This is a genomic window from Haliea alexandrii (assembly GCF_003719295.1).
Lineage (GTDB): Bacteria > Pseudomonadota > Gammaproteobacteria > Pseudomonadales > Halieaceae > Haliea > Haliea alexandrii.
Window position 1 is genome coordinate 705453 of the sequence record NZ_RFLW01000002.1, and the last position, 11206, is coordinate 716658.

General features: G+C 62.0%; 13 protein-coding genes. 2 read left to right on the forward strand and 11 right to left on the reverse strand.

The window, feature by feature from the left end; all coding sequences use genetic code 11:
- Positions 1 to 8: 8 nt before the first annotated feature.
- The 11 genes from EGJ68_RS11475 to moaC form a co-directional block, all read right to left on the reverse strand.
- Positions 9 to 773: a glutathione S-transferase family protein gene (locus EGJ68_RS11475; protein WP_123034655.1), complete on the reverse strand. Its 765-nt coding sequence runs from the start codon at positions 771 to 773 to the stop codon at positions 9 to 11.
- A gap of 9 nt (positions 774 to 782) precedes the next feature.
- The gene (locus EGJ68_RS11480) at positions 783 to 1655 is read right to left on the reverse strand and encodes an amidohydrolase family protein (RefSeq protein ID WP_123034872.1); all 873 of its coding nucleotides are present in this window, start codon (positions 1653 to 1655) and stop codon (positions 783 to 785) included.
- 168 nt (positions 1656 to 1823) lie between these two features.
- Entirely contained in the window at positions 1824 to 3050 is a 1227-nt protein-coding gene (locus EGJ68_RS11485) for a cytochrome P450 (protein WP_123034656.1), read from the reverse strand.
- An 83-nt stretch (positions 3051 to 3133) separates the two neighbouring features.
- The gene (locus tag EGJ68_RS11490) at positions 3134 to 5308 is read right to left on the reverse strand and encodes a xanthine dehydrogenase family protein molybdopterin-binding subunit (protein ID WP_123034657.1); all 2175 of its coding nucleotides are present in this window, start codon (positions 5306 to 5308) and stop codon (positions 3134 to 3136) included.
- Positions 5305 to 5781 (reverse strand): (2Fe-2S)-binding protein, encoded by a 477-nt coding sequence (locus EGJ68_RS11495; RefSeq protein WP_123034658.1) that lies wholly within the window; start codon positions 5779 to 5781, stop codon positions 5305 to 5307. Before EGJ68_RS11495 ends, EGJ68_RS11490 begins: the two co-directional genes overlap by 4 nt.
- A 1-nt stretch (position 5782) precedes the next feature.
- Complete coding sequence (gene bcp, locus EGJ68_RS11500; RefSeq protein ID WP_123034659.1) at positions 5783 to 6259, reverse strand: thioredoxin-dependent thiol peroxidase; 477 nt, start codon at positions 6257 to 6259, stop codon at positions 5783 to 5785.
- A gap of 52 nt (positions 6260 to 6311) precedes the next feature.
- Positions 6312 to 6857 (reverse strand): NUDIX hydrolase, encoded by a 546-nt coding sequence (locus EGJ68_RS11505; RefSeq protein WP_123034660.1) that lies wholly within the window; start codon positions 6855 to 6857, stop codon positions 6312 to 6314.
- A gap of 22 nt (positions 6858 to 6879) precedes the next feature.
- The gene (locus EGJ68_RS11510; protein WP_123034661.1) at positions 6880 to 7359 is read right to left on the reverse strand and encodes a flavin reductase family protein; all 480 of its coding nucleotides are present in this window, start codon (positions 7357 to 7359) and stop codon (positions 6880 to 6882) included.
- A gap of 51 nt (positions 7360 to 7410) precedes the next feature.
- Positions 7411 to 7902, reverse strand: a complete 492-nt coding sequence (locus tag EGJ68_RS11515; RefSeq protein ID WP_199228013.1) for a molybdenum cofactor biosynthesis protein MoaE — start codon at positions 7900 to 7902, stop codon at positions 7411 to 7413.
- Between the two features lies 1 nt (position 7903).
- Positions 7904 to 8155: a molybdopterin converting factor subunit 1 gene (moaD, locus tag EGJ68_RS11520; protein ID WP_123034662.1), complete on the reverse strand. Its 252-nt coding sequence runs from the start codon at positions 8153 to 8155 to the stop codon at positions 7904 to 7906.
- The gene (moaC, locus tag EGJ68_RS11525) at positions 8149 to 8643 is read right to left on the reverse strand and encodes a cyclic pyranopterin monophosphate synthase MoaC (RefSeq protein WP_123034663.1); all 495 of its coding nucleotides are present in this window, start codon (positions 8641 to 8643) and stop codon (positions 8149 to 8151) included. The genes moaD and moaC overlap by 7 nt, the downstream gene beginning before the upstream one ends.
- Before the next feature lie 176 nt (positions 8644 to 8819).
- Here moaC and EGJ68_RS11530 point away from each other — a divergent pair, with 176 nt between their 5' ends.
- Both EGJ68_RS11530 and EGJ68_RS11535 read left to right on the forward strand, forming a co-directional pair.
- Positions 8820 to 9833, forward strand: a complete 1014-nt coding sequence (locus EGJ68_RS11530) for an LLM class F420-dependent oxidoreductase (RefSeq protein WP_123034664.1) — start codon at positions 8820 to 8822, stop codon at positions 9831 to 9833.
- A gap of 59 nt (positions 9834 to 9892) precedes the next feature.
- Positions 9893 to 11197 (forward strand): spinster family MFS transporter, encoded by a 1305-nt coding sequence (locus EGJ68_RS11535; RefSeq protein ID WP_233248778.1) that lies wholly within the window; start codon positions 9893 to 9895, stop codon positions 11195 to 11197.
- The last annotated feature ends 9 nt before the right edge of the window (positions 11198 to 11206 follow it).

An 11206-nucleotide genomic window follows, 5' to 3' on the forward strand; every position in this document is an offset into this window, starting at 1 on the left:
CCTTTTTGTTAGAAATCCAGCGGCAGACGGATGTGTTCGCGATACATGCGGTCGCGATGGGCCAGCAGCCGTGGCGTGAGCCAGCGGGTAGTCTTCTCAGCACCGGAAGCATACATGCCACGCAGGTAATCCGGCATGGGATTGACCTCCGGGGGCAGCGGCAACACCATGCCGACAAAGTTGGCCCAGTAGAAATCCACGGCGGTGACGCCCTCCCCAACCAGCCAGGGGTTGCCGGCGGCTTCCTGCGCGGCGAGGCGCTCATCCAGCAGCCCCGCGATGGCAGCCATGCGCTGGTCAGCCTGTGCGGCTGCCTGCTCACTCCAGCCGTACTTGCCGGCCATGCGCACAATCGACTCTGGCGGCTCGGCCAGCGCCATGCCCGGCACAAACAGCTGCAGGCGGCGCTGCCAGCCAAACCCGTCAACACCCGCAATCAGCGCCGACAGGCCGAGCACTTCGGCACGCTGTGCCGGGTCGGCGGGCAACAGCGCCGGCGTTGGCGCCAGCCGTTCAGCCAGGTGCAACAGGTCCAACCAGTGGCACACGGGCGGCAGATCGTCGAACACGGCAACCGGCGCAGAGCTCTGCCCGGTCCAGGACACCAGCTCGGCGTTTTCGCCGCCCCCCTCCTGACGCACCGGCAGGTACTTGAGCCCCTTGTAGTCGAAGAGTGACTTCGCGGTTTCACCCCAGGGCCCCGGCACACCGGCGCTGAGCACCAACCGCAATCCGGGGGCATTTACCGCCTGTTCGACTTCGACGTATTCCATCAACCGCTCCTATTTATCCAGTTTGAATACACGCAGCGCGTTCTCGCGCAGGAACTTGGGCCACACTTCGTCCCGGAAAGGCACATCCGGCATTTCGCGGAAAATACGGTCCAGCGACAGGCCCATGGGGAAATAGCCGGCATACATCACTTGATCGGCACCGCGCGTGTTGGCGAAGTGCACGATGTCCTTTGGATAATGCTTGGGCGCAAACGCGCTGGTCATGTAATGCAGGTTTGGGTATTTCAACATCATTTTCCAGGCCACGTCGGTCCAGGGCTCGCAGCCATGACGCGTGACCACGTTGAGCTCGGGAAAGAACCACAGCACCTCGTCGAGCAATTCAACTTTCTGCGGCCCAAAGGGCAAGCGGGGGCCGGGAATACCCATGCAGGGGCAAAATGGTATATCCAGTTCAACAAGTTTCGCGTAGATGGGGTACCACTTCTTGTCGTTTACGGGCACCGGCGGACAGATCATGGCGGGCGATGCGGTAACCGCCTTGATATCGAACTCTTCCTTCAGTGCGACAATGGTACGCACCTCGTCCATGCCGTTGTTGGGATTGGCTTCGTAGCAGGCAAAGAATCGATCGGGGAACCTGCGCAGGGCTTCCTTGTGCTGCTCCGCGTACGGGCCAACCCCGATCATGGCGCGCTCGATATTGTGCTTGTCCATCTGCGCCACGGTGTAGGCCACGTAATCGTCCTGCCCGTCGATCTGCGGAATGTCCTTGAACATGTACTGCGCGGGCATCTTGAACATCTCATGGCTCTGCTTGTCCATGAGCATGGGCTTGATCCACTCGTAGAAATTGCTGTTGTCGTCGCCGGGTACGGCCAGCATGAGGTCGATAACACCGATATCGGTAGGCATGGGCATGGTCAGTTGCTCCTTCAATGACAGACCCGCCATTGTGCTGTGACCGGGCCCCCACACCAAGGTCAGGGCTCTCGCCGCGGCCAGAATTCAACGTGGGGCACAATAGCATGAACCGTGGGGCAAGCCCCTGCGGCCCGCACCCGGCGACCGGGCGCGAGTGGGGCCTCCTCAGGCCACGTCGAACACGATGGGCATGTGCTTGATGCCGTGAATGAAGCTTGAACGCAGCCACTGAATTTCACCGTCGAGGCGCGGATTACGCATGCGGCGCACAATTTCCTCAAAAATCACGGTCAGCTCCAGACGGGCCAGGTGAGAGCCGAGACAGAAATGCTGCCCCACACCGAACGCACGGTGGCCATTGCGCACATCCTCGCGCTGATTGCGCAGGATATCAAAGCGCTCGGGATCGTCGAATACGGTCTCGTCAGCACTGGCTGCACCGTAAAACAACTGCACCAACTCGCCCTTGCGGATGTTGCGGCCACCCAGCGTGGTGTCCTCTGTCGCCGTGCGCCGGAACGCAATCACAGCCGGGTTGTAACGCAGGAATTCCTCGATGGCATCGGGCACCAGCGCCGGATTATCGACCAGCGCCTGAAACTGCGCAGGATTCTCCAGCAGCATGCGCATGCCCTGACTGGTGACTGTGCGCGTCGTTTCATTGCCGGCGACAATCAGCAACATGAAGAAATTACAGAACTCTTCATCCGTGAGAGGTTCGTCTTCCACAGTGCCGTCCAGCAATGTGGCAACAATCCCCTCGGAACCGTTCTCCCTGTGGGCTGTGGCCAGCTCCATACCCATCATGAACATCTCGACCATGGCGTTCATGCCATCCTCCGCCGAGGTGGTGAGGTCAGGGTCGTCCATGCCGAGCATGATATTGGTCAGCTCAAACAGGCGCTGGCGCTTCTCCAGCGGCACCCCCATCAGCTCGCAAATCGCAATCAGCGGCAACTCCATGGCGATGTCTTCGACAAAGTCACAGCGCCCCGCAGGGAGGGCGCGGTCGAGAATTTCCCGGGCGATTTCGCGAAACCGCGGTTCATAGCTGTCGACTTTGCGCGGAGTGAACGCGGAACGCACCAGGCGCCGGTATTTCAAATGCTTGGGGGGGTCCATGTTGATCATCAGCGCCTGCATCATCTCCACCTCGTCCGGCGTGGGATTGTTCAACATGCAGGTCCGTTCGGCGGAGGAAAATAACTGCGGGTTTTTCGACACTTCGTCGATTTCCGCTTGCCGTGTGACCGCCCAGTAACCCGGGCTGCCATGACTGGGCTCATGCCAGTACACCGGCTCTTCGCGTCGCAGGTAGGCGAATGTGTCACGCGGCAACCCGCCCCGGTAGCTTTCCGGGTCGTTCAGGTCAAAGTGTGGGCAACGGCTCATGGGTCTCTCCTCGGGCAGATACCGCCATTATACTAATGCGCGTTAGTCTGTACCCGAAGCGAGACCCCGTCAAGGACTTGCCGTCAGCCCATGCGCAGTGGCAGGCGCCGCTGACGCTCCCCTGTGGCCGCGAACAGGGCATTGGCGAGCGCAGGAGCCGCGGGGGGCGTGCCCGGCTCACCCACCCCGGTAGGCGGCGCCGCACTGTCGATCAGGACAACCGTCATGGGGGGCGTATCGGTCTGCCGCAGCAGCTGATAATCGTGGTAGTTGCTCTGCTCCACCGCGCCGTTTTTCAGCGTGATTTCGCCGTGCAGCGCAGCGCTCAACGCGAACACGATACCGCCGATCATCTGGTCACGCACTATGTCCGGGTTGATCACCTGGCCGCAATCGATCGCGCAATACACGTGCTCCAGTTTGGGCTTGCCATCCACCAGCGATATTTCCACCACCTCCGCAACGCAGGACTGGAAGGAATCGTGCACGGCAATACCCTGGTAATGGCCCGCAGGGGCATTGCCCCAGCTTGCCGCGGCGGCCACAGCGTCCAGTACCCGGCGCTCGCGGGAGTCTGCGGCAAGATGTTTGCGACGAAATTCCAGCGGGTCAACACCGGCCGCATGCGCGAGTTCGTCGACGAAACTCTCTACCACAAACGCATTGTGACTGTGCCCGACTGACCGCCAGTATCCCAGCGGCACCGGCACCGGCACGTTGTGGTAGCTGACACTAACACCGTCGAACTGATAGGGCAGCTCTTTGGAGCCCTCCACCGACGCGAAATCCTTTTTGCCGACAAAGTCGCCCACCAGTTGCCGCGGTCCGCCCGGAATCCACTGGGGCAACATGGCGCCCATCAACACCGGCAACACCTGCTGGTTAATGCTGGGCCCCGCAATACGGTGCTGCCAATGGCTGATGCTGCCATCGGCATGCACGCGGGCTTCAATGGCACCCGCCATGGGCGGCCGGTACCAGTCGTGGCGCATGTCGTCTTCGCGGCTCCACACGAGTTTCACCGGACGTTTCAGTTCCCGCGCGATAGCGACGACCTCGGCAACGTTATCCGCCGCGGCGCGACGGCCAAAACCACCGCCGAGAAACTGGTTGTGGATAACCACTGCCTCTCGCGGCACGTCGAGCACGCGGGACGCCGCATCCTGCGCCAGGTCCGGTGCCTGCGAGCCCACCCAGACCTCGCAGCCGCCCTCAGTGAGACGACAGGTGGCGTTGAGCGGCTCCATCGCGGCATGCGCCAGAAACGGTACGGCGTAACGCCCCGACACCAGCGTGCCCTGCCCCGCCTTGGCGCTTGCCGGATCGTCCCGGACACTGGCGAAATCATCGCCGTCCAGTGCCGCGGTGAGCGCCTCGGTAATTGCCGCACTATCGCGCAGGCCACCGCCGGGCGGGGTAAAGGTCACCTCGACCTTGCCCGCCGCTTGCCGGGCCGGCCAATAGCCTTCGGCGACCACGGCAACCCCGTGTTCGGTGGCAAACACCGCGACCACCCCGGGGTGCTCCAGCGCGTGTTCCGCATTAAAGGACTCGACGGCACCATCAAACCACGGGCAGCGCAGCAATACCGCAGTCAGGCAGCCTTCGGGACTTGCGTCCATGCCGAAGCGCGCGCTGCCGTCCGTCTTTGCCTGTGCGTCCACGCGTTGGTCGTAGTGGCCGATCCACTGCCACTGATCCGCCGGTTTCAGCGCCACATCGCTGACCACCGGTAACGCGCGGGCGATCGCCACCAGATCCGCATAGGCGAGGTCCACCGCCCCATCGGTACTGCGCACGCGCCCGTCCCGCGCTGCAAGGCTGGCCCGGTCGAGTCCACTTTGCTGCATGGCGGCGGCAATCAGGGTCTCTCTGGCACTGGCACCCACCTGACGCAGGATTTCGTGGTAGACGCGGATGGAGGCACTGCCGCCGGTAATCTGCAGGCGCATCTCAGGGTCGGCGAAGGCGCTATGTACGGGGGCCATGGCATAGCCGATACGCTCCGGGTGTACCTCCAGCTCCTCGGCGACCAGAGTCACCATGCCCGTAACCACGCCCTGCCCCATTTCCGCCTTGGGAATCTGCAGGATGATGGCACCATCAGGCTCGATGCGCAGGAAAGCATCCGGCTGGAAGTCCGCCTCACTCCCGAGTTGCAGGGGTTTCCCCGAACACGCGGTAAGCTGGAAGCCCAGCGTCAGAGCACCACCGGTCACGGAGACATTGCGAATGAACTGGCGTCGGGTCAGGCTCATGATGCATCCTCCGCGGCGGGCTGCCAGTGCTCTACCGCCGCCACACTCAAGATCGCCCGCTGCACTTTGTGATAGGTGCCACAGCGGCACAGGTTGCCGGACATGGCCTGGCGAATGTTCTCTTCGTCAGGCTGCGGGTTGGATGCCAGCAATGCCGCGGCCGACATGATCTGCCCGGACTGGCAATATCCGCACTGGGGTACGTTGTGCTCGACCCAGGCCCGTTGTAGCGGGTGATCGCCACCGAGGCCTTCAATCGTCGTCACACTGCGCCCGGCAGCCTGCGACACCGGTGTCGAGCAGCTGCGAATGGCCGCGCCGTCGAGATGCACGGTGCAGGCTCCGCAGAGCCCCATACCGCAGCCGAAGCGCGTGCCGGTCAGACCCAGGTGATCCCGCAACACCCACAGCAACGGCGTAGCAGGATCTACTTTGAGTTCAACGTTGCGCCCGTTGAGGCTGAAGGCAACCACGTTACAACCCGAGCTCTTTGATCAGGGCGAGCACATCATCGTGGTGGCTTTTCGTCTTCACTGTATCCATCACGTGTTTGAGGCGTCCGTCCTTGCCGATGATAAAGCTGGTACGCAGGATCCCCATGAATTCGCGGCCCATGAATTTCTTCAGCCCCCAGGCACCATATTTCTCGGCAACCGCGTGATCCTCATCGGACAGCAGCGTGAAGTTGAGGTCCTGTTTTTCGATGAATTTTCCGAGGCGCGCCACCGGGTCAGGGCTGACGCCAAGTACCACGGTATCGGCCTTCTCCAATGCCTTCTTGCTGTCCCGGATACCGCAGGCCTGCACCGTGCAGCCCGGCGTCATGGCCTTGGGGTAGAAGTAGAGGACAACGTTTTTCTTGTCCCGGAACTGCTTCAGGGTGACGCTGTTACCGTCCTGATCGAGCAGGGAGAAAGCCGGAGCCAGGTTACCAACTTTGGGGAATGCCATAGGTTGTCCTCCTCATGTGTGCAAGTATTTTCCAGCGCGATGACGGCGAATATCAGCCCGGCGGTCGACGCCGCTCTATGGCCGACACCCGCACGGGAAAATGCCCGGATGCGCTGTCGGCAAAAAACTCCTGAAGCGTTTCCTGAACCACTGGAAAGGCGATTTCGCCCCAGGGAATATCTTCCTGGCGGTAAAAACCACTGTCGGTGCTTTCCGGCCCAACGCCAAATTCCCCGTCAACCACGTTGCAGCGGTAAAACATGTACACCTGATTGATGTGTGGCACATCAAAGACGCGGTAGAGTTCCAGCTCTGTGACCCGGGCACGCGCTTCCTCCCAGGTTTCACGCGCCGCCCCCTGCACTGTGGTTTCACCGTTTTCCATGAACCCTGCGGGCAGTGTCCAGTAGCCCAGACGCGGTTCAATCGCGCGCTTGCACAGTAGAATCCGCCCCTCGTACACAGGAACGCAGCCCACGATCACGCGCGGATTCACGTAGTGCACCACGTCGCAGGCGCTACAGACAAAGCGCTCGCGATCGTCGCCCTCGGGGATCCGCAGGGCTACGGTTGCGCCACAGAGCGTACAATAATTCATGCGCTCAACGCCCCGTGCAGCCTCATGCCAGCGCGCGATAGGCGCCGCTGTAGAACACCAGCGGCTCGCCTTCCACTTGCGCATGCATAGCGTGCACCCGGCCCACGATAATCAGGTGATCGCCGCCGGGATGTGTCGCATCCAGACTGCATTCGAACTGCACCAGCGCATCGTTGATCAGCGGTGCACCACCGTGCTCGCCTGGCGTAAAGTGCTCGGCATCCAGCACATGGTCGCCCTTGCGAGCATAACGCGAAGAAAGCTCCTGCTGGTTTCCCGCCAGCACATTGATCGCGTAGTGCCGGGCCTTGGAATAGGTGGTGAAGACCTCCGAGTTGTTCTGCAGGCTCCACAGCACCAGCGGTGGGTCCAGCGACACCGAGCTGAAAGAATTGGCGGTCAGTGCCAGTGCCTCCCCTTCCTCATTCACTGCGGTGATCAAGCACACGCCCGTGGCAAACCGTCCCAGAGCGCTGCGCAGCTCTCGTCCATCCAATTCCATAACCTTCTCCTGTGCATTGTTGTAATAATACTGTTTTCAGACGCTACAGGTTCACCCGCCGGGGGACCCATTGGCATCCCCTGTTCGGGTTAACTGCCAGCGCTGTGCGCGCGCAACGTCGCTGGCGCGGGCATCCACCCAGCGTGCGCCCTGCGGACCGTGTTCCTTTTTCCAGAAAGGTGCGCGGGTCTTGAGTGCGTCCATGATGAATTCACAGGCCGCAAAGGCCTCGGCCCGGTGCGCGGCGCATACCCCCACCCAGACGATAGCCTCTCCTGCATCAAGACGCCCAACCCGGTGCACCACATGCGCGGCCGTGAGTACCCAGCGCGCTGCCGCCTCCTCGGCAATCGCCTGCAGGCTGTGTTCGGTCATGCCGGCATAATGCTCCAATTGCAGCGCGTCGACCGCGCCTCCCGCTCCCACATCCCGCACGTTGCCGGTAAACGTCACCACTGCCCCCGCTGCGGGCAGCGACCGCTGCAGCTGGTCGGGGCTGAAAGCCGCCTCCTGCACTCGCACGCGACAGTCACTCTGTGTCACGTCAACCCCCGGTAACCGGCGGGAAAAAGGCGACTTCGTCACCCGACACAAGCGGGGTTCCCGGCTCGGCGAGCGACTGGTTTACAGCGGCCAGCAGGTTTGCGTCTGCCAGCGCTTCTTTCCACACCGGTCCGCGCTCGGACAGAGCCGCGCGCAACGCTGCGAGACTGTCGATACCGGGTTCACTGGCCAGCTCAAGCGACTCGCAGCCGAGCTGTTCACGCAGCCTGGCAAAAAACAGGACCCTCAGCATGAGGCGTCATCCGGCGACCGCTGCCAGCTTCCCGAGTTGCCGCCGTGTTTCTCCTGCAGCCCCAGGTTCTGGATCAGCATGCCACGGTCCACGGCCTTGCACATGTCGTAGATTGTGAGGGCTGCCACCGAGGCGGCGGTCAGGGCTTCCATCTCGACTCCCGTCTTGCCGGACACACGACAGCGCGCAGCAATGTGCACGCAGCTGGCGTCGTCATCAAGCGTGAAATCGAGATCGATACTATTGAGCATCAAGGGGTGGCAGAGCGGAATAAGCTCTGCGCATTTCTTCGCGCCCTGAATGCCGGCAATCCGCGCCACCGTAAGCACATCGCCTTTGGCATGCGCACCCTCGCGCAGCAGGCGCAGGGTTTCGGGCTGCATGCTGACGCTGGCCGTGGCAACTGCCTCGCGCCGCGTTTCCGGCTTGGCCCCCACGTCCACCATGCGCGCTGTGCCCGACGCATCAAGATGCGTCAGCTGAGACATGACATCATATCCTTTCCCGGTTCCAACTGCCGCGGAAGTGTATCCAATGGCCGCGCAGAATAACACGCCTGCACACTTGCGACAGGCCCCATGGCCGTTTTCGCGCATCACCTTGGGCCGCGATTGGGGTAGAGTAGCTCTTACAATAATGCACACCCAAGGTGAGGACAGGCAACATGGGCAAATTGACGCTGGGACTGCAACTCGGCTACTGGGGCGCGCAACCGCAGCCAAACATGGTCGAGCTGGCACAGGAGGCGGAGCGGCTGAACTTTGATTCGGTGTGGGTCGCCGAGTCCTGGGGCAATGATTGCTTCACTCCCCTGGCGTGGATTGGCAGCCAGACGTCTCGCATTCGGCTCGGCACGGCCGTCGCACAGCTTTCCGCGCGCACACCTACCGCCTGCGCCATGGCCGCCATGGCCCTTGACCACCTTTCAGGCGGACGCATGATACTTGGCCTCGGCGTTTCCGGCCCCCAAGTGGTGGAGGGCTGGTATGGCCAGCCTTACAGCAAACCGGTGACACGCACACGGGATTATGTCGATATCATTCGCCAGGTATTGGCGCGACAGGCACCCGTCACCAGCGACAGTGAGTTCTACCCCCTGCCCTACCACGGCCCGGGCGCCTGGGGCATGGGTAAACCGCTCAAGCCCATCGTCCACCCGCTACGGGCTGACTTGCCCATCTTTATTGGCGCCGAAGGCCCGAAAAATGTCGAGCAGACCGCGGAAATTGCCGATGGCTGGCTGCCGCTCTACTACTCCCCCTACCGCCAGGAGGTCTACGCCAGCCAGTTGCGCAACGCCAGACCCGGCTTCGAAATTCCGGCGCTGGTACTGTGCAACATCAACGACAACCTTGATGAAGCGCTGTACCCGGTCAAGGCGATGCTGGGCTTCTACATTGGCGGCATGGGGTCCAAAGCACGCAACTTCCACAAGGAACTGATGGCGCGCATGGGTTTCGCGGATGAAGCCGAACAGATTCAGGCGCTGTTTTTCGCCGGCAAACGGGACGAGGCAATTGCGCTGGTGCCCGACGCCTTCGCCGACGAGATTTCGCTCTCGGGCCCCCGAGACCGCATCAAGGAAAAGCTGCGCGACTGGGAAGACTCCCCGGTCACCAGCCTGCTGATCAATGGCGACACAGCGCTGCTGCGCGAAATGGCGGAGCTGGTAAATTGACCTGAATACCGCTTCCGTTATATTGGGCACACTATAAAAAAGACAAGGATGCCACAGCCGTGACTACAGGCCAGCCGGACTATTCTCCCGCGTACAAGCGTTTTGTACTGGTCATGCTGACCATGGTCTACGCCTTCAATTTTATCGACCGGCAGATTCTGGTGATTCTGCAGGAGCCGATCAAGGCCGACATGGGCCTGTCCGACACCCAGCTCGGCCTGCTCAGCGGTTTCAGCTTCGCCCTGATCTACGTCACCGCCGGGATCCCCATTGCCTACTGGGCTGACCGCGGCAACCGGCGCAATATCGTATCGCTGTCACTCGCCGTGTGGAGCGGCATGACCGCGTTGTCCGGGTTTGTGCAGAACTACGCCCAGCTGCTGGCAGCACGTATCGGTGTGGGGCTGGGTGAGGCCGGTGGCAGCCCACCGTCGCATTCGATGATCAGCGACTATTTTCCGCCGGAACAGCGGGGGCGCGCGCTATCGTTCTATTCCATGGGTATTTACGTCGGCATACTGCTGGGCTTCATGTTTGGTGGCATGATCGCGGAAGCCTTCGGCTGGCGCGCGGCTTTCCTGATCGTCGGTATTCCTGGCGTGCTGTTCGCCATCGTATTGCGTCTCACGGTACAGGAACCCTTGCGCGGACGGTGGGAGACCGCCGCCGACAATGCCGCCGCCCGCCCCTCCTTGCAGGACACCCTGACACTGCTGCGGCAGCTGCCTTCCTTCTGGCTTATCGCCGTGGGCTGCGCCCTCACTGCCTTTGTCAGCTACGGCGTGGGCAACTTTTTCCCCTCGTTCCTGATTCGCAGCCACGGCCTGAGTGTGGCGCAGGTCGGTATCGTGCTCGCTCTGGTGTCCGGGATTGGTGGTGCCCTGGGTACCTATCTCGGTGGGTATCTCGGTGACCGCTTCGGCGCTCGCGACCCACGCTGGTATCTGTGGGTACCCATGCTTGGCGGGCTGATCGCCTTTGGGCCCTATCTCTATGTGCTGCTGACCGACAACACCACCCACCTGCTGGTTATCCTGGTGTTCACCAATATCCTGACAGCGATGTACCTGGGGCCCTGCATTGCCCTGTCACATGCCCTGGTGCCGCCCAATATGCGGGCGCTGACCTCGGCCATCCTGTTTTTCGTCCTGAACATGATCGGCCTCGGCCTGGGCCCCTTCCTGACGGGGCTTGCCAGCGACCTGCTCGCGCCGCGCTTTGGCACCGACAGCCTCCGCTACGCCATGGTCCTCGCCTCACTGTTTGGTCTCGTTGCCATCGGCCTGTTCTACTTCGCGGCCCGACGACTGCCTGAGGACCTGGCCAAACGCCGGCGCGCCGCAGAGGCATACAGCGTGGTCTGAGCACATCAA